The sequence below is a fragment of the Microlunatus speluncae genome, from assembly GCF_009299835.1.
In the GTDB taxonomy this organism is placed as follows: domain Bacteria; phylum Actinomycetota; class Actinomycetes; order Propionibacteriales; family Propionibacteriaceae; genus Microlunatus; species Microlunatus speluncae.
This window is the reverse complement of sequence record NZ_VKCZ01000020.1, coordinates 535,377-552,818: the sequence shown is the minus strand read 5'-3', so window position 1 is coordinate 552,818 and position 17,442 is coordinate 535,377. Positions and strand designations below refer to the sequence as shown.

15 protein-coding genes are annotated in these 17,442 nt (G+C 68.9%); 5 read left to right on the top strand and 10 right to left on the bottom strand.

Features of this window, described 5'->3' with window-relative positions; translation table 11 throughout:
• Window positions 1–25: 25 nt before the first annotated feature.
• Genes FNH24_RS28040 through FNH24_RS28020 form a run of 5 tightly spaced genes read right to left on the bottom strand, consistent with a single transcriptional unit; the run spans window position 26 to window position 7,857 of the window.
• On the bottom strand, window positions 26–2,011 hold the full coding sequence (locus tag FNH24_RS28040; protein WP_152365518.1) for a family 20 glycosylhydrolase: 1,986 nt from the start codon (window positions 2,009–2,011) through the stop codon (window positions 26–28).
• Complete coding sequence (locus tag FNH24_RS28035) at window positions 2,008–4,290, bottom strand: family 78 glycoside hydrolase catalytic domain (protein ID WP_152365517.1); 2,283 nt, start codon at window positions 4,288–4,290, stop codon at window positions 2,008–2,010. The genes FNH24_RS28040 and FNH24_RS28035 overlap by 4 nt, the downstream gene beginning before the upstream one ends.
• Window positions 4,287–5,960, bottom strand: a complete 1,674-nt coding sequence (locus tag FNH24_RS28030; protein ID WP_152365516.1) for an extracellular solute-binding protein — start codon at window positions 5,958–5,960, stop codon at window positions 4,287–4,289. The genes FNH24_RS28035 and FNH24_RS28030 overlap by 4 nt, the downstream gene beginning before the upstream one ends.
• A 20-nt stretch (window positions 5,961–5,980) precedes the next feature.
• Window positions 5,981–6,877: a carbohydrate ABC transporter permease gene (locus tag FNH24_RS28025; RefSeq protein ID WP_152365515.1), complete on the bottom strand. Its 897-nt coding sequence runs from the start codon at window positions 6,875–6,877 to the stop codon at window positions 5,981–5,983.
• Window positions 6,877–7,857: an ABC transporter permease gene (locus FNH24_RS28020; protein ID WP_246187102.1), complete on the bottom strand. Its 981-nt coding sequence runs from the start codon at window positions 7,855–7,857 to the stop codon at window positions 6,877–6,879. Before FNH24_RS28020 ends, FNH24_RS28025 begins: the two co-directional genes overlap by 1 nt.
• 117 nt (window positions 7,858–7,974) lie before the next feature.
• On the opposite strand from FNH24_RS28020, the gene FNH24_RS28015 reads away from it, so the two are divergent.
• The 4 genes from FNH24_RS28015 (at window position 7,975) to FNH24_RS28000 (ending at window position 10,768) form a co-directional block, all read left to right on the top strand.
• On the top strand, window positions 7,975–8,913 hold the full coding sequence (locus FNH24_RS28015) for a hypothetical protein (protein ID WP_152365514.1): 939 nt from the start codon (window positions 7,975–7,977) through the stop codon (window positions 8,911–8,913).
• A gap of 65 nt (window positions 8,914–8,978) precedes the next feature.
• A complete protein-coding gene (locus tag FNH24_RS28010) occupies window positions 8,979–9,530 on the top strand; it encodes a dihydrofolate reductase family protein (RefSeq protein WP_152365513.1) in 552 nt (183 codons plus the stop codon).
• Between the two features lie 154 nt (window positions 9,531–9,684).
• Window positions 9,685–10,284, top strand: a complete 600-nt coding sequence (locus FNH24_RS28005) for a ribonuclease FAU-1 family protein (RefSeq protein ID WP_152365512.1) — start codon at window positions 9,685–9,687, stop codon at window positions 10,282–10,284.
• A gap of 28 nt (window positions 10,285–10,312) precedes the next feature.
• Window positions 10,313–10,768 (top strand): HIT family protein, encoded by a 456-nt coding sequence (locus FNH24_RS28000; RefSeq protein ID WP_152365511.1) that lies wholly within the window; start codon window positions 10,313–10,315, stop codon window positions 10,766–10,768.
• Here FNH24_RS28000 and FNH24_RS27995 read toward each other — a convergent pair.
• Window positions 10,757–11,476, bottom strand: a complete 720-nt coding sequence (locus FNH24_RS27995) for a GNAT family N-acetyltransferase (protein WP_152365510.1) — start codon at window positions 11,474–11,476, stop codon at window positions 10,757–10,759. The genes FNH24_RS28000 and FNH24_RS27995 overlap by 12 nt on opposite strands.
• 133 nt (window positions 11,477–11,609) lie before the next feature.
• On the opposite strand from FNH24_RS27995, the gene FNH24_RS27990 reads away from it, so the two are divergent.
• Window positions 11,610–12,572 carry a phosphotransferase family protein gene (locus FNH24_RS27990; protein ID WP_152365509.1) on the top strand — a complete coding sequence of 321 codons (963 nt, stop codon included), beginning with the start codon at window positions 11,610–11,612 and terminating at the stop codon, window positions 12,570–12,572.
• A 489-nt stretch (window positions 12,573–13,061) separates the two neighbouring features.
• Here the strand turns inward: FNH24_RS27990 and FNH24_RS27985 are convergent, their stop codons facing one another.
• The 4 genes from FNH24_RS27985 to asnB all read right to left on the bottom strand — a co-directional run bounded on the left by FNH24_RS27985 (window position 13,062) and on the right by asnB (window position 17,392).
• Window positions 13,062–13,982 (bottom strand): nucleotidyltransferase domain-containing protein, encoded by a 921-nt coding sequence (locus tag FNH24_RS27985; protein WP_152365508.1) that lies wholly within the window; start codon window positions 13,980–13,982, stop codon window positions 13,062–13,064.
• A gap of 11 nt (window positions 13,983–13,993) precedes the next feature.
• Complete coding sequence (locus FNH24_RS27980; RefSeq protein ID WP_217428575.1) at window positions 13,994–14,710, bottom strand: GH25 family lysozyme; 717 nt, start codon at window positions 14,708–14,710, stop codon at window positions 13,994–13,996.
• 124 nt (window positions 14,711–14,834) lie between these two features.
• Window positions 14,835–15,353, bottom strand: a complete 519-nt coding sequence (locus FNH24_RS27975; protein WP_152365506.1) for an NUDIX hydrolase — start codon at window positions 15,351–15,353, stop codon at window positions 14,835–14,837.
• A gap of 149 nt (window positions 15,354–15,502) precedes the next feature.
• Window positions 15,503–17,392 carry an asparagine synthase (glutamine-hydrolyzing) gene (gene asnB / locus FNH24_RS27970; protein WP_152365505.1) on the bottom strand — a complete coding sequence of 630 codons (1,890 nt, stop codon included), beginning with the start codon at window positions 17,390–17,392 and terminating at the stop codon, window positions 15,503–15,505.
• Window positions 17,393–17,442: the final 50 nt, after the last annotated feature.

Below are 17,442 nucleotides of genomic sequence, written 5' to 3'. Positions count from 1 at the left end.
CCCAGCCCTTCCGTTCTGAAGACGATCAAGGAACCTCACGATAGGCGGTCAACGGCCCCTGCAACACGCTCAGGTACGCGATCGCGGTGACGAACAGGTTGTCCCAGTCGCTGTCGATGATCAACTTCAGATAGCGGGCCGGCGTCACCGGGAACCGTACGGCCTGGGCGGGCTGCTCGTTCGGCAGCTCGCCGGACCAGACCTCGGACCAGTCCGTGCCGTCGGCGCTCAGGGCGATCCGGACCCCGCGCGGCCGGGCCTTGGTGTGGTGGAACTCGTCGATCACCCGGCCGTCCTGGCGCGGCCACAGCTCGACCCCGGCCAGCGGGCGCTCGGCCCCGACATCGATCACCACCTGATGCGGCGTGATCATCAGATCGTTGCGATAGCGGGTCACCCACTGGGTCAACGGATCCGGGTCCAGCAGGTGCCGGACCGCGCCGTCCTCAGCGTCGAGTTCCTCGCTGCTCGCGCGGGCGATGCGGCAGGCCCGCGTCGGGACGGCGGTCAGCGCGTCGCCGGGTCCGCCGATCGCGTCGGCCTTGGCATAGAAGCCCGGCGCCGAGGTGGCGGACGGGCCGCCCCAGGTCCGGTCGGCGAGCACTTGCAACGGGCGGTGGGAGAAGAAGTGCACCCAGGCCGTGCTCCTGGCCTCCGACTTGTCCATCCACCGCCCGAGCCGATAGCCCAACAACCGCTCCCCCTGCGGATAGTCGTCGTCGACGTAGATCCGTTCGGCCGGCATGTAGCCCTCGAAGCCCTGCGGCGACGTGCCGTTCGGGGTGGTGCTGTAGCCGGGCGTGACGTAGTTGCCGCCCCAGTTGACGCCGACCGTCTGATAGCCCTGTCGGGCCAGCTCGGCCGGGTCGCCGTCCAGCCACTTGTCGATCATGATGTCCCGATCCGGGGCGATGCTCATCGGCTGATCACCGTAGTTCCACCACTCCCAGATCTCGGCCCGTTTTCCGTGCTCACGCAGGGCTCCGGCAAGATCATTGATGAAGTCGACCAGCACGTCGCCGGCATAGCGCAGCCCCCGCGACCGCGCGTACTCGAGCAGCACCGGGTCCTGCTGCTCGGCGGTCTGCAGCGGCAGTTCGTCGCCGCCGATGTGCACCACGTCGCCGCTGAACACCCCGCCGACCTCGATCACCAACCGCCGGACGAAGTCGCGCGCGAAGTCCGACGTCACGTCCATCGTCCAACCGCCGCCGCGACCGCCCGGCCAGCCGGCCCGGTCGAGGCCCGGTGATCGCAACCGCAGCCGTGGCTCATAGCGGGTGAGCCAGACCGCGTGCCCGGGCAGGTCGATCTCCGGCACGATCGTCACGCCCCAGCGGGCGGCATACGCATCGAGCTCGCGCAGCTCGGCCTGGGTGTAGTGCTCGGCCGAGGCCAGCCCCGGGAACTCCAGGCTCTCGAACCGGAAGCCGTTCCACTCGGTCAGGTGCAGATGCAGGCTGTTGAGCTTCATCCAGGCCATCCGCCGGATCTCCGACCGCAGGTACGACAGCGGCAGGAACTTGCGGCCGACGTCGATCATCTGGCCGCGGACGGCGCAGCGCGGGAAGTCGATCGCCTCGCCGCGCGGCAGTGACCGGCGCTCGGGATCCTGCTTCAGCAGCTGGCCGATCGTCTGGCAGCCGTAGAGCAGTCCGGACCGGGTGCCGGCCACGACGCGGACCGCGTCGCCGATCTCCAGCCGATAGCCCTCGGCCGGCAGCTCGGCCCGCGGGTCCATGATCAACTGGATCCCACCGTCCGCACCGTCGCCGGCGCTGATCGCGGGGCGCGCGCCCCGGAACAGCTCCAGGTCGCCGGCGAGCAGTTCGGCGACGTCCGTCGCCGCCGGGCCGGAGCAGCTGATCACGCCCGGTCGGCCGAGGGTCAGCCGGCCCGACCCGTCGGTCCAGTGCCGCAGCGACGGCAGCGTCGCCGGCCGGTCGGTCGGGTCGGCGGCCGGGTCGGTGATCACCCGGTCCGGGCTCGGTGCTTCGGCGAGGTTGGTCATGAGGTTTCCTCCAGGGCACGATCGGCGTCGCGGCCCGCGCCGGTCGACGGGGCAGCCTCGGCCCAGGGTCGGATGATCACGTGTCGACCGCTGCCGACGCTCTCCCGGTGTCCGTCCGGGGTCTCGATCAGGCAGCTCGAGCCGAGCGGGACCTCGGCCTCCAGCCGGAACTCGCCCGCCTCGATCCGCCACTCGGCGGCGAAGGTGCCGCGGTCGGTCCGGTAGGCCGCCCGGGCCGAGCCGAGGCCGCCACATGGCCGCGGCCGGATGATCAACTCGCGGAAGCCGCGGCTGTCCGGCGTCTGTTGCAGCCCGGCCAGATGGGCGTAGAACCAATCGTCGATGGCGCCGAGCATGAAGTGGTTCTGGCTGATCCCGTAGGTCGGCCCGTCCCAGGTCTCGGTCAGCGAGGTGGCCCCGTGCCGCAGCAGGTAGCCGTAACCGGGCTGCTCCGACTGCACCGCGAACCGGAAGATCGTCTCGTGTCGATCATGGGCGGCCAGGATCTCGATCATGGCCGGCAGCCCGACCTCGCCGAGGTCGACGACGTAGCCGGCGGCCATGATCCGCTGCTCCAGCCGGTCCAGCACCGCGACCGTCCGGTCCTCCGGCACGATGCCGTACCGCAGCGCGATCGCGACCTCGCCGATGCTGTCCTCGCCGACGGTCAGCTCTCGCTCGTTCCAGAACTCGGCCCGGACGCGGTCGGCGACCAGCCGCGATTCGTTCCGCCACCAGGCGGCGTCCCCGGCCTGGCCGAGCTCGTCGGCCACCTGCCCGAGCACGGCGAGCAGCCGGGCCAGGGTCGCGGTGCCGACCAGCGGGACCGACCGGAAGTCACGCCCGTCCCAGTCGCCGAGCCCGTACGTCAGCAGGCCGTCGACCCGGGCGTCGAGCAGGTGCCGGGCATAGCGGGTCATCGCCTCGTAGTTGTCCCGCAGCACCCGCCGATCACCGTAGCCGCGGTGCAGCAGCCACGGCAGCATGATGATCACGCCGCCCCAGTTGACGTCGCCGCGCCAAGGGTCCGGGAACGGGTCCCACTCCGGCACGTAGAGCGGCAGGTGTCCGTCCGCCGCCTGGGCCTCCCGGACCAGTTGCAGGGTGTTGATCATGATCGCCTGCACGTCGTAGTTCCACTGCAGCACGGGGAAGGCGAGGTGCAGCTCTTCCAGGAAGCAGAGCTTCTCCCGGTGCGGGCAGTCGGTGAAGACCGAATACATGTTGGAGGTGACCGCCCGGTGCACGATCCGGTGCAGGTCGGTGATCCTGGGATCGGCACAGGCGAAGTCGCCGGTGGCCCGGACGGCCGCGGAGATCACCAGGCCGCGCACGTCCTCGGCCCGCAGCGGCCGGTCGAGCCCGCCGACCTCCAGATAGCGCAGGCCGTTGTAGCAGAAGCGCGGGTGCCAGGTCAGCGGCCGGGAGCCGGTGGAAACCGTGTGATAGACGGGATCCCAGCCCTCGGTCCGGGGATCGATGGTGCCGTCGTCGTGCAGCAGTTCCGCGGGCCGGAGGGTGACTCGGCTGTCGGCCGGCAGATCGAGCTCGACCCAGCCGGCGAAGTTGACGCCGAAGTCGATCACCTGGTTGCCGCCGGCGTCGGGCCGGATGCCGATCGGGTCGACCACTTCCCGGACCCGCAACGGCGGCGCCGTCTTCGCACTGAGCCGGAGCTTCGGCGGCGTCCGGGCGACCACGGCCCGCGGCCAGTCCGGCACCCCGTCGACCGAGGTGTCCAATCGGACCCGGGCGTCGAAATCCTCACCACCGGTCCAGTTCGAGGACCTGGTCTGGCCCAGTGTCCCGCCCCAGCCGGGGCCGCTGATCACTTCCTCGACGCCGCCGTCGCCGTACTTCAGGGTCAGCGCGGCGCAGGCGGCGAGATCCCCGTAGTTGCTCTTGATCTTGGTCCAACGGTCGTCGAGGCGTTGCGAGCGATACATCCCCGGGCCGAGTTCGATCACCAGCACGTTGTCGCCGGCCGACAGCAGGTGGGTCACGTCGTAGCTGCAGTAGTCGACCCGCTGCGCATAGTCGGCATAGCCGGGCTCGAGCAGATCGGGCGACACCGGACAGCCGTTGATCGACGCGGCGAACACCCCGAGGCCGGCGATCCGGAGCACCGCCGAGGTCGGCCGGTCGGGGCAGCGGAAGTCGGTGCCGAGCACCGGCAGCGGGCCGGCCGGATCCGCCTGCCAGGCGGCCGCGGTGATCCAGACCGCGCCCCGGGACAGCGGGCCGTGCCGATCGGGTTGCGGCGAAGTCGGGACGCTCATGCCAGGCCGGCCTCGAATTCCTTCCGGATGGCGTCGCCGCCGGTGCTCCGCCAGCGCTCCCGCCAGGTGGCCAGCTCGCTGAGCGGCCGCCGCCCGGTGATGATGCCGTACAGATAGTCGTCGTTGAGTTGGCCGAGCGCCGCGGACTGCCGGATGTCCGTCTCGGAGATCAGGCTGCGGGTCGGGTCCTCGATCGACAGCGGCACCGCCTTGGCGATGTTCTGCTGCGCTTCGGTCGCGGCACTGTCGTCGCCGGGGAAGAAGAACACCGCCTCCAGCGGCTGCACCAGGAAGGACGGTCCGGCGACCTCGGTCAGCGGCCGATCACCGTCGACGGCGATCGGCGTGCCGCGGTCGTCGTAGCTGAAGTGCCGGCCCTCGATGCCGTAGTTGATGAAGGTGTGTTCCTCGCTGCCGAACGGGGCGCACCAGTAGTTGATCACCCGCAACAGCTCCTCGAGCCGCTGGTCGTCCTGCCCCACCTCGGACGGGATCGCGGCGATGCCGAAGTAGCCGCCCTGCTGGTGGATCACCGGGTCGCCGCCGTCGTGACCGGGGGCGCTGACCGCGACCACTTCGGCCGCCGGGTCGTTCTTCCGCAGCGTCGGCACCATGCTGCGGTAGTGCGGCGCGATCCCGGCCGGCATCAGACCGATCTTGCCGCTCATGAACAGATCCTGGGAGTCCAGCGTGGGCAGGGTGGCGGCGTCGGGATGCCAGGCACCCGCCCGCCACAGGTCGACCAGCCAGACCAGCGCCGCCTCGTACTCGTCGGTCTCGATCACATTGATCAACGTGCCGTCGTCGTTCTGCCGCCAGTTGTTGGGCACCCGGAACATCTGGTCGGCCCAGCTGACGCCGTTGCCGAGGGTGGCCAGGCCCCAGGTGTCGCCCTTGGCCTTGCCGCGATGATCACCCTTGGTGAAGCCGACCAGCAGCTCCTTCACCTCCTCGGCGTTCTGCGGCGGCGCGGTGAAGCCGAGGTCGGCGGCCCAGTCGGCGCGATACATCGTCACGCCGTTGACCAGCGGCAGCGGCCGCGGGACGCCGAGGATCTTGCCGTTGATGCTGGAATTCTTCCATGCATAGGTGGGGATCCGGGCCAGATTGGGGTACGGGTCGATGCCAGATCCGGCGAGCACGTCGCTCAGATCGGTGAACGCGCCCTGCTGCATCGGCTTGACCACCGCCGGCGCCGCGCTGCGCTCGACGAAGGCGATGTCCGGAAGATCACCGCTGGCCATCAGCGTCTGCACCTTCTGGCCGTACGAATCCCCGGCGCCGAAGGTCGCCTTGAGCCGCGCGCCGAGCCGGCGGTCGAACTCGGTCAGCCACGGGTTGTCCGACGGCGGGGGCGCCTGGAACAGGACCTGGAAGGTCGACACCTCGCCGCCGCTGCCCGGCGTCTCGGCGACCGACTTCTGCTGCTCCCGTGGGTATTGGCTGTAGGCCGGCGAGACACCGTCGATGTCGCTGATCATGGCACCGGGCACCTGGTCCGGCGGCACGAAGTTGGGCGCGCGGAACTTCGCCGTCGGCTCCGAGCCCGGCGCCGGCCCGGTCGGTTGGGTACGACAGCCGGCCAGGGCGGCCAGTCCGGCGCCGGCACCGAGACCGAGCCCGAGGACGCCCCGGCGGGTGAGCCCGGGTGACGACGAATTGTTGATCATGGCAATCTCCTGCTTGTTGGTCAGCCCTTGACCGCGCCGGTCAGGACGCCCTTGGTGAAGAACCGTTGGAGGAAGGGATAGACGATCAGGATCGGCACGGTGGCCAGCACCACCACCGCCATCTGCACCGACTTGGCCGGCGGTGGCGGCGCGGCCGGATTCTGCAGCTGGGTCAGCGGGGTCCCCTGCAGCACGTACTGGTTGAGCACCAACTGCACCGGCCACTTGGCGGTGTCGTTGAGATAGATCATCGCGCTGAAGAAGTCGTTCCAGTAGGCGACACCGTAGAACAGCGCGATCACCGCGATCACGCCCTTGGACAGCGGCACCATGATCAAACTCAGGATCTGCCAGTCATTGGCGCCGTCGATCCGGGCACACTCGATCAGCTCGCGTGGGATGCCCTGGAAGAAGTTGCGAATGACGACCATGTTGAACGCGCTGATCGCGCCGGGCAGGATCAGCGACCAGTAGCTGTCCAGCAACCCGAGTTCCTTCACCAGCAGGTAATTCGGGATGATCCCGGCTCCGAACAGCATGGTGAACAGCACCAGATACAAGATCACCCGGCCGCCGGGCACCTCGCGGGTGTTCATCAGCCCGTACGCGAGCAGGATGGTCAGCACCACGCTGAGCAGGGTGCCGACCACGGTCACCCCGATGCTGACCAGCAGGGCCCGGACCACGATGCCGCCGGACAGCACCGACGCGTAGGCGTCCAGCGAGAAGCCGGTGCCCTCACCCGGCGGAGCGGCGAAGCTCTGCGCGATCACGTACAGGAAGGGATAGATCATCACCACCACGGTCACCGCGAGGACGACGGCCTTGACCACCGTGGACGTCAGGGTCGGCTGGTTCCAGCGCGGCCGGAACTCCGGCTTGGCGGCCGCCTCGGTCACGCGAGCGGCAACGCTCATCAGAACGCCCCCTCTCCGCCGAGCCGCTTGGCCAGCCAGTTGGCGCCGAGCACCAGCACGGTGCCGACCAGGCCCTTGACCAGGCCGGCCGCGGTGGCCAGGCCCCAGTCGCCACCGAGCACGCCGCGGTAGTAGACGAACGTGTCGAGCACCTGGGCGACGTCGGCGCCGACCGCGTCCTGCTGCAGGATGATCTGCTCGAAGCCGACGGTGAGCACCGAGCCGAGGCGCAAGATCAACAACAACACGATCACCGGAGCGATCCCGGGCAGCGTGATGTGCCAGATCCGACGCCAGCCGCCGGCCCCGTCCACCGCGGCCGCTTCGTACCGCTCCAGCGGCACCAGCGCCATCGCGGCCAGGAAGATGATCGTCCCCCAGCCGATCTCCTTCCAGATCACCTGGGAGGTGATCAACAGCGCAAAGGTGTCCGGATTGGTCATCAGATTGACCGAGCTGCCGGTGAGCCCGGAGAGCACTTCGCTGATCGCTCCGGTGCCGCCGAACAACGCCTGCCAGATCGACACCACGATCACCCAGCCGATGAAGTGCGGCAGATAGACGACGGACTGGACGAACCGCTTGATCCGGTCGCTGAGGATGCTGTTCAGCAACAGGGCCAGCAGCAGCGGCGCCGGGAAGGCGAAGACGATCTGCAGCACGCTCAGCCACAGCGTGTTGATCAACGCGTTCGCGACCTCGGGATCGGTGAGCAACCGGGCGAAGTTGTCCCAGGCGACCCACGGGCTCCCCTCGAACCCGAGAAAGGGGCTGTAGTCCTGCCAGGCCACGGCGTTGCCGAGCAGCGGGACGTACCGGAAGATCACGAAATAGACCAGGCCGGGCAGGATGAACAGATAGCACCAGCGGGCCTGCCAGAGCCGCCGCTGCAAGGTCCGCCGGCGGCGCACCGCCACCGGTTCAGCCACCGCGTCGGCCGCGGCCTTCGTCGGCTCGGCCGACAGCACTCCCTGTCCCAACGACCCGCCCTCTCCCTCGCCTTCCGCTCATCAAACCCGAGCCCGAACCAGTTAGTCAAGGTGGTTACATATCTCAGTTTCGTTTCTGGGTCGAAGTTGTTCCGCTACGGTCTGATCATGATTCGTCTTCGGGGGTCGGGATCGACGCAGTTGTTGATCGTCGGGGTGGCACACCTCAGCGCGGAGGTGCCGGACGCGGCGATCGCCCGCGGCCGGGACCTGCTCCGGGCCTGGCGCCCGGACCTGATCGGCATCGAGAACCTCCCCGGGCACCTCGTGGTCGAGTACGAGGAGCGCGGTGGCGCCTTCGCCGACTTCTCGGTCGGCGGCGCGCCCGATGCCCGGACCGGGGCGGCAGCCGTGGCCGGCGAGCGGCCGTGGTCCGTGTGGCAGGCCCGGCGGGTGGCCACCGATCCGCAGTCGTCACTGACCGACCGGGTGCTGGGCTGGCTGCTGGCCCGCGAGCCCGACAACGCGCTGTTGTTGCCGTGGCGCGAGGCCGATCTTCGCGAGCCGGCCCGTTCGTTCCTGGCCCGGCTGGAGACCTCGCCGTCGGAGCGGGTCCGGGTCGGCGTCGCGCTGGCCCGCGAGTTCGGTCACCGCGAGCTGATCCATTTTGATGATCACGCCGGGGTCGGTCTCCTCGATCGGATGCCGGACGACTGGACCTCGACCGACGGATCCTGGTGGAAGCATGCCAACCTGACGACGACCCGGCCGCCCGGCAACGACACCGATCATGATCATTGGTTGAAGTGGGTCGGCGTCACGACGCCCGAGTTCTCCGAATACCTGGAGCAGAACGAAAGTGGCAGCCGGGTCACCTTCCCGGACCCCACCGGCGCGATGCGGGCCCGGCTGGCCCAGTGGCGCACTCGGAACTTGGCCATGGCAGCCCGGCTGCGCGAGGCATCCGGTCTGATCCCCGGCGGCCGGCTGCTCGCCATCGTCGGCAGCTCACACGAACGGCCGCTGCGCGCGGCGCTGGCCCAGGATCAGCACGATCTCGAGCTGGTCGACCTCGCCGGCTTGGAGAATTCGCAGCCGAGCCGATGAGTTTCTGATCCACCCCCGGTCTCACCCCACGTAACCACTTGAAAGACACCGAGGAGAAACCGATCATGGGCAAGATCCGGGTACACGAGTTCATCAGCCTCGACGGCAGCTTCGAGGATCCGAGCTTCACCTTCGAGTACGGCTGGACCGACGCGATGTTCGAGCGGATGGGCGCGATCACCGCCGGCAGCGACGCGCTGCTGCTCGGCCGGACGACCTTCGAGGGTTTCGCCCCGGCCTGGAAGGACCGTACGGCCGAGGAGGATCCGGGCGCCGCCTTCTTCAACGACAGCACGAAATACGTCGTCTCGTCGACGCTGGAGGACCCCGAGTCGCAGTGGCAGAACTCGACGGTCATCGGCGGCTACGACCCCGACGTGATCCGGAAGCTGAAGGCGGAGAACGATCTGTACGTCAGCGGCAGCGGCACCCTGGTCCGGGCCATGCTGGCCGACGGCCTGATCGACGAGCTGCACCTGCTGACCTACCCGGTCGTGCTCGGCACCGGCGCCCGACTGTTCCCCGAGGGCACCGACAAGCTGCCGCTGTCCTTGATCAACTCCGAGGCATACGACAACGGTGTGCTGCACCTGGTCTTCGGCCCCGCCGCCGCCTGATCACTCCCCAACGTTCCCTGAGCTCCCACCCACCCGACAGTTGCCTGAGCTCACACCCACCCAACGTTCCCTGAGCCTGTCGAAGGGCAAGCCTGAGCGGGCCACCCGCGACAGGCTCAGGGCCGGCACCTCCACGACTGCTACCGTTCCGGTCGTGATCAACGAGCCGGAACCGGTCGAGGTTCACTGCGGCGGCTACGAACACGATCCGGACGACCTGTTCGGTCCGCTACCCGGCGTCCGCCTGGACAACGTGCTGGCGTACGAGATGGCGGCCCCGGAACGGTTCGAGCCCTGGCCCGACCGGACCAGCCTGCAACGGACCTTCGTCCTGCTGGACCTCGGCGTCAGCCTCAACATCCCCTGCTGGCGCAAGGCCACGCTCCGCAACGGCAACCGGGTCGAGGTCCCGGCCGCCGACGAAGGCACCTGGTACGTCGACCTGATCACGGTCGACCAGCCGGACCCGACCACCTTCGTGCTGCGGGACCTGTTCATCGACGTGATGATCCCGGCCGATGCCCGGCACCACCGGATGCTCGATCTGGACGAGTTCGGCGACGCGATCGAGGGCGGCAAGATCACCGTCCCGCAGGCGGTCGATGCCCTGCGCCGCTGGCAACGGTTCCTTGATCGACATCTGCATGCCGACCGCTACCCCCAGGCCGGTTGGACCGACTTCCCGCCGGCCGCGATCAAGCCGCTGACCGAACTCCCCGCCCCGTTCGGCCCACCGGTCACCTGGCCCAGTTGATCATTCTGCGACCGGCTACCGTCGGGGGATGTACAACCACGAGCCGGCCGACTACGACTGCCCGTTCTGCCGCGAGGACCCGGCTCGGGCCACCCGGCCGTTGGAGATCCTGCGCCGCTATCAGCGGGTCACGGTGCGGCTGAACCCGAAGTGGTGGCCCAACAACCCGGGCAGCGCGCTGGTCGTGCCCCATGATCATCACGAGAACGTCTACGACCTGCCGGCCGACCTCGGAACCCCTATGCAGCAAGCGATCCGGGACACCGCCCTCGCGCTCAAGACCGCATTCGACTGCGCGGGCGTATCCACCCGGCAGCACAACGAGCCGGCCGGTAACCAGGACGTCTGGCACTACCACCTGCACGTCTTTCCGCGCTTCCGCGACGACGGCCTCTACGGCACCCGGGGCGACTGGGTCGACGCCGACCGGATGCGCACCTACGCCGACCGGATCCGCGCCGCCTGGCCGACGTCAGACGTGTAGCCGCATCAGCACGCCGGTCTCGCCGTCCCGGCCGGCGACGGTGAAGCCCAGCCGTTCGAACATCGACATCGTGCCGCGGTGTGGGGCGGTCTTGCCACCGGACTCGGCGGCCCGGACCCAGCCGACTCGCGGCACGTTCTGGACCGGCCAGAGCTCGAGGTGCTCGGCGACCTCCCGGGATCGCGGGCCGAAGGTTCGCCGCGCCTTGCCCAGTTCGGGATCGTAATGACAGTGGACGACCGGCCGCGCCTCGATCCAGCCGCCGCCGCGCTGACGGATCGACTGCACGGCCACCGCGAGCGCCAGAGTTGCCACACCGCGCCGCCGATATCCCGGCAGGGTGAGGAAACAGGTGATCCGCCAGTCCGAGGTCGGGTCCGCAGCCAGCATCCAGTCCGGGGTCCGCTTGGTCGGCGCGACCGGAAGATCTTCGACCCGGCCGTACTGACACCAGCCGACCACCTGCCCCTCTCCGTACACCAGGATCCCGTGCCCCCGCCCACCCTCGACCAGGCCCCGCATCTCGCTCAGACTCTGCTCCCGGCGAAGATCACGGCTGGGCAGCTGTTTGCTGCCAGGGTCGGTGGCACGCGGTGCCGCCAGGGGTCGACCGCGCGGATAGAGCATGCAGCCACAGCTGCCGCGACCGTTGCCGTGGAAGAACCGCTCGTAGTCCGGCCAGGTCTTCTTCGACAGCTCTTTGGTCATGAATCGAACGTCTGCCATTCCTTGCCCCCAAGGTCCGACGGTGAACACCACACACCTTCGTGCACCGTTCCGAGCGGCGTCAATCCTCGGAAAACCCTTTGCGGGCGGCGACTCGGTGTGACTCGATGGTGCCATGACGGAGTCGCGATTCCTGGCACATCTGCATGCACAGTTCGCGACGCCGCGGGAACAGGTCGCGGCGCTGGTCCATCGGGTCACCGGATCCGAGGTCGCAGCCACACAACGGATCGTCCGTGGTTACGACAACGAGGTCTACCGAGTTGATCTTGAACCGTCGACCCGGGTCTTCGTCCGGATCCGGCGCAGACCGGGCGGATTCGACGACGAGCTCTGGGCGATGGCCCAGGCCCGTGATCATGGTGTCCCGGTGCCCGAGGTGATCGGGGTCGACGAGGTGCCCGACGAACGAGGACCGCGGGCCGCGATGGTGATCACGCCGGCTCCGGGCCGGCAGCTCAAGGAACTCCTGCCCTCGCTCGGCCCGGCCGAACGCCGAGCCGTGCTGACCGATCTCGGCCGGGTGATCGATCGGCTCCATCAGATCCGCACCCCCGGGGTGTGGCGACCCGACGACGACGGCCGGTGGCCCGACCCGGCCGGCGTCCGGCACGGCTACATCCGGGACCGTCGGGCCGAGCATGATCGACTCGCGGCGGCGGGACTGACCCCCACCGAACTCGAGCAGACCCTGGCGGCCCTCGAGCCGTCGTTGAATCCGCCGGCCGCGGATTTCGTGCTCTGCCACGGAGATCTCAGCCCCGAGCACGTCTTCGTCGCCGCCGACCACAGCGTGAGCTGCCTGATCGACTGGGGCATGTGGCACGGCGGCTCGGCCCTCGGCGAGTTCGCCTACCTGTCAACGACCTTCGCCCCCGACGATCTCGCCACCATCCTCGAAGGTCAGGGCCGCCAACTCGACGACGACCTGCGGCGGACGATCGCCACCGCCACCGTCTCCCTGCAGATCGGTCACATCGCCCACCATGTGACGATCGGCGACCGCGACGGCACCGACCAGAACGTCGCCCAACTCCGCCGAGCCCTGGCCACCCTCCACCCGCCGACCCGTCACTAACGCACCGGTTCTGACGGCGTGTCGGTGCACGAGTGACGTCTCGGCGAGGCTGAGCGCGGGATGGTCGGCTGGAGTGGAATCGGATGCGGCCGGCGAAGGGCTGCGGGCGGGACGATCGGAGAGCGTCCGCGAACCTGAAGCCCGGCAGCTTCCACAGTACGACGCCCGGAGTATCAGCGCGTGTGCATCAGCGGCCCAGCCTGACCATCACCCGGGACCGCTGCGCTTTGCTTCCGGCCGTTCCTGCCCCTTCGCCCCCTTTCTCCTGCCTTCGCCCCCTCTGTAGCTGCCGCGAAGCCGACGGAATGGGCGCGAAGCGGCCCGGCGCCGGGCTGATTCCCGTCGCTCCGGCCCAAGGCTTGATCAACTCGCTGCGCGGCCGGGGTGCTGCTGGTGACCGGAATCCAGCGCGCGTTCGCCGGGACCGGTCCCGAGCGGTGTGATCCCGCGACTGGCGCTGGATTTCGGTCACACGCGGTCGAGAATCGATCAGGACGGCGGGTAGGCGATCTGCGCCAGCCGTTGCTCGGCCAGCCGTTGCCGGTCCGGGTCGCCGGAGCCGAGCTCGGCGCGCTGGAAGTCGCGATACAAGGCCAGGAAGTGGTTCTGGAACTGCAGGGTCCGGTCGCAGAGTTCGCGCAGGGTGCGCCGGTCATGATCATCGGTGGGAATCCGGTAGTGCCAGTGGTTGCGGCACAGGTCATGGGTCCGGGTGACCAGCTCGGCCCATTCGTCGCCCACGTACTGGCGATATTGCGCGACACAGTCACCCTTGTCGCGGACGTACCGGCCGGTGCGGAGCGCGATGATCGCCGTGGCCGTCCAGCCGACCGTCGCGACGAGCAACTTCGTGCTCGGCCGCTCGATGCCCTCCACATCCGGCGTCGGCCACCGGTCGAATCCGAACAACGGCCCATCGGGTTCGATGTGGCAGAGCGGGAAGGGCAGCGGCTCGGTGCGCTGATCCGGGAAGAGGTAGCTGTTCAGCGGGGTGTGGATCACCGAGCGCAGATAGCCGGCCGCGTCGAAGTCCGGCAGCCCGGGCCGGAGGTCCCCTCCGTACAGCAGCCGGGTGGCCAGCTTCAGGTTCAGCGCCGTACTGATCGCCTGCGGATGGGTCAGCACCTGCTCGCCGAGCACGATCACCTCCAGCAGCACGGGGCTCAGCCGCGCGCAATGATCAACGAGCCGGCGGGCCCGGTCAAACTCGGCCCGATCGGCGAACTGACCCTTGAAGATCGCGAAGAGATCGAGATCGCTGCCCTCGACGGCCGTGCCGCCGACCCGGCTGCCGCGCAGATAGACCCCGCGGAGTCGATCGGGGAAGGCGATGTCGATGATGCCGATCAGGCCCTGAGTGATCGCGTCACACCGATGATCACCGGTCGAATCGATCAACTCAGGGCCCATCGACCCCTCCCTCAGGGCGTGTTGTTCGCGAGCGCCAACAGTCTGGCGTCGCTGCCATTGAACACGTTCCGGTCAACCGCTCCGGAGATGCCTGACACCGAACCCGAATCGGTCCACTGCCAGAAGGTGTAGCCACCGAACCCGGTCGGCATGGTCGGGCTGGACGCCGATGTCCAGCTGGCCACCCAGAGCGGAGTCAGCGGCGCGAACTCGCTCGTGCCGCCCGTGCAGGCATTCCACCAGCTGCGCGACGTGTAGATCACCACGTCCCGGCCGGTGCGGGCCTTGTAGGTGTTGTAGAAACTCCTGACCCAGGTGCGGGTGGCGGCCTGGCCGAGGGTGCACGAGCCCTCGAGATCCAGCGCGCCGGGAAGGGTCAGGTTGTCGGCACTCCAGCCTCCTCCGTTGGAGGCGAAGTAGTTCGCTTCGGCCGCGCCGTCCGCCGTCGGATCGCCGTTGGGCCGAGCGAAGTGGTACGCGCCGCGGATGACCCCGGCGCCGTGTGCGTTGGGATAGTTGGCGTTGAACCGTGGGTCCTTGTAGTTCGTGGACTCTGTCGCCTTGATGTAGGCGAACTTGATGCCCGCGTTCTTGACCGCCGTCCAGTTGATCGAGCCCTGCCAGTGCGACACGTCGATGCCGGGCAACCCGGCCGGTGCCGCTTGCGCAGGTTGCGCGAACGTGAAGGTGAGTGAGACCGCAGCCAAGGCAACCGCCGCAGTCCGCACCCAACGTCGTAGGTGAACACTTCCCATAATGCCCACTCCTTAGGTTGAGATTTACCATCCCCCCGGAATGGAACCTACGGCACGGACGTGGACTTGCCTAGACCCAGAAGTGAACCAAGTCACATCAATCTGCGACCCGGACTAGACCAGCTTCGGTCAGCGCGCGGTGCGAGATCCTGCTCGCCACATGGTCGGGATCCCGGACCACCTGGATCGCCTCCTCGACCGGCACGATCCGCCGATGCCGGATCTCGTGCTCGGGTTCCCACGGCCCGATCCGCACCTCGGCCCGCCAGTAGGAACGGACCAGGACCGTCCCGTGCAGTCGGCCGCCGACACACTCGCTCCGGGCGAAGCCGAGCAGCCTGGCCGAGAGGACTTCGACACAGGCCTCCTCGTGCAGTTCGCGACGCAAGGTCTCTGCCGGCGTTTCGTCACCCTCGGGCCTGCCGGCCGGGAATCCCCAGTGCACGTTGTCCGGACTGATCAGCACCAACCGGCCGCCCGCGACGCAGATCCCGGCCGCTCCGTTGGACGTGCCGGCCAGCATGGCGTCCGCCGAATGCCAGGCGATCAGCCAGTCGGATGCGTTCCCGCGGAAACGCATCGGCTCGCCCGGGACGGCTGGCGGCGAGGACTCCATCCCGGCAGTTTCGCAGGCGGGCAATGCCCTCGCCGGCCTTGCGGCGGGCTGCGGGTACGAAACACCCCGATCTGGCTTGCTCTTCGACAGGCTCAGAGAACGAACACGCCGGCTCGCCCACCCTTCGACGGGCCGGGGGCGATCGGTGGTCAGGCGGCGGCCAACGCCGAACTCGCGGCGGGCCAGGCCTGCTGCACGTCGACGAACTCGCGCAGCCAGAGCTCGACGTTGATCATCCGCCAGAAGAGCATCGTCTCGGCCGCGGCCCGACCGGCGAGGAAGGCGTCGAAGGCGGCCAGGGCCGCGGCCTGGTCGAAGTAGGGCCGGCTGCCGAAGGAGTCGCTGGCGAGGATCCGGCGCAGCCGCGGACCGATCGCGCGAAACCAGGTGGACTCCGGGGTGGTGAAGCCGATCTTGTTCCGACGCTTGGTGATCAAGCTCGGGAGCAGCGGCCGGGCGGCGTCGCGGAGGGCCCGCTTGTTCCACCCGGCGTGCAGGATCGCGCTCGAATCCAGGGACCAGAGCAGCCGCACCAGCTCGGTGTCCAGGAACGGCACCCGGCCCTCGATCGAGAAGCGCATCGTGTTGCGATCTTCGTACCGGAGCAGGGACTGCAGACTGGTCCGGAACAGGTCGTTCTCGAGCCGTGCCTTCAGGTCGTCGATGACGGTGATCAACTGCTGATCTCCGTGCTGTGCTTGGAAATCCGCACTGAGCACGGAGCCGGCCGAGACGGCGGCCCGACCGGCCAGCCGATCCCGCACGGTGAACCGGCCGAGTCGCCAGAGCACGTCCTGAGCGCGGGCCAGTTCCATGATCAACTGTCGATGATCACCGAGCCGGCGCAGCTCGCGCAGCTTGACCAGGTAGTACGGCACGTAGCCGGCCATCAGCTCGTCCGCGCCCTGTCCGTCGATCATGACCGTGACGTGCTGGGCGGCGGTCCGCATCACGCAGTACTGCGCATACGGCCCGGTCGAGATGGTCGGCTCCTCCTGCGTGCGTACGAAATCCTCCAGGTCGGCCAGGAACCCGACCGGCGACGGCCGCACCTTGTGCACCGTGAGCGACCGGCAGCGGGCCGCGACCGCGTCCACGTAGCGCTCCTCGTCGTTGAGCTCGCCCGGAAACACCGCGGAGAACGACTGCTGCCGGTGGCCGATCGGGCCCACCTCGCCGTCGGTGTCGAGCAGCAGCCGGTTGACCGTCGCCACCACCGTGGACGAGTCCAGGCCGCCGGACAGGGCCGTACCCACCGGCACATCCGCGACCAGCCGACGCCGGATCGCGGCCTGCAACATGGCGGCGAACTCCTCGGCGGCGGCCGGTCCGTAGGGCCGTCCCGGTTGAGCCGCCGCCTCCCGCAACTGAGCGGGCAGCGAGGTGTACGGCTGCCGCACCACCGTGCCGTCGGGCGAGATCCGGGCCAGCTCGCCCGGCAGCAGCCGACTGATCCCGGCGAAGAACGTCCGGTCGGTGTCGTCGTGCACCCGGAAGCGCAGATAGCGGAACAGGGTCACCTCGTCCGGCCGCCGGTCGACCAGCCCGGTGGCCAGCAACGGCTTCAGCTCGCTGGCGAACAGCACGCGCCCGGGCGCGCAGGCCAGATAGAGCGGCTTGATCCCGAACTGGTCCCGCGCCAGGACCGTCTCACCGGTCTCGGTGTCGGTCACCGCGAGGGCGAACATCCCGTTGAACCGGTCCAGCGCCGCGACGCCCCAGGTCGCCCAGGCGGCCGCGACCACCTCGGTGTCGCTGCGGGTCCGGAAAACCAGGCCCAGCCGCCGCAACTCGTCCCGCAGTTCGCGGAAGTTGTAGACCTCGCCGTTGTAGCTCAGCACGTACCGACCCCAGCGAAACGGCTGATCCCCGCCGATCCGATCGATCACCGCGAGCCGGCGGTGTGCCAGCCCGACGGTCCCGTGCACGAAACAGCCCGCCCCATCCGGGCCCCGATGCGCCTGAGCGTCGGCCAGGATCCGCAGCAACGGCTCACCCTGCTCCGCCCGCAACCCGACATAGCCCGCGATTCCACACATGTCTTTCCCCGTTCCCGCCGACGACCGTACGTTGACCCAGTCAAGGAAGT

Coding starts and splice junctions, on each gene's coding strand:
- FNH24_RS28040 (WP_152365518.1), bottom strand. CDS start 2,011: ATGACCAACCTCGCCGAAGCACCGAGCCCGGACCGGGTGATCACCGAC.
- FNH24_RS28035 (WP_152365517.1), bottom strand. CDS start 4,290: ATGAGCGTCCCGACTTCGCCGCAACCCGATCGGCACGGCCCGCTGTCC.
- FNH24_RS28030 (WP_152365516.1), bottom strand. CDS start 5,960: ATGATCAACAATTCGTCGTCACCCGGGCTCACCCGCCGGGGCGTCCTC.
- FNH24_RS28025 (WP_152365515.1), bottom strand. CDS start 6,877: ATGAGCGTTGCCGCTCGCGTGACCGAGGCGGCCGCCAAGCCGGAGTTC.
- FNH24_RS28015 (WP_152365514.1), top strand. CDS start 7,975: ATGATTCGTCTTCGGGGGTCGGGATCGACGCAGTTGTTGATCGTCGGG.
- FNH24_RS28010 (WP_152365513.1), top strand. CDS start 8,979: ATGGGCAAGATCCGGGTACACGAGTTCATCAGCCTCGACGGCAGCTTC.
- FNH24_RS28000 (WP_152365511.1), top strand. CDS start 10,313: ATGTACAACCACGAGCCGGCCGACTACGACTGCCCGTTCTGCCGCGAG.
- FNH24_RS27995 (WP_152365510.1), bottom strand. CDS start 11,476: ATGACCAAAGAGCTGTCGAAGAAGACCTGGCCGGACTACGAGCGGTTC.
- FNH24_RS27990 (WP_152365509.1), top strand. CDS start 11,610: ATGACGGAGTCGCGATTCCTGGCACATCTGCATGCACAGTTCGCGACG.
- FNH24_RS27985 (WP_152365508.1), bottom strand. CDS start 13,982: ATGGGCCCTGAGTTGATCGATTCGACCGGTGATCATCGGTGTGACGCG.
- FNH24_RS27975 (WP_152365506.1), bottom strand. CDS start 15,353: ATGGAGTCCTCGCCGCCAGCCGTCCCGGGCGAGCCGATGCGTTTCCGC.
- asnB (WP_152365505.1), bottom strand. CDS start 17,392: ATGTGTGGAATCGCGGGCTATGTCGGGTTGCGGGCGGAGCAGGGTGAG.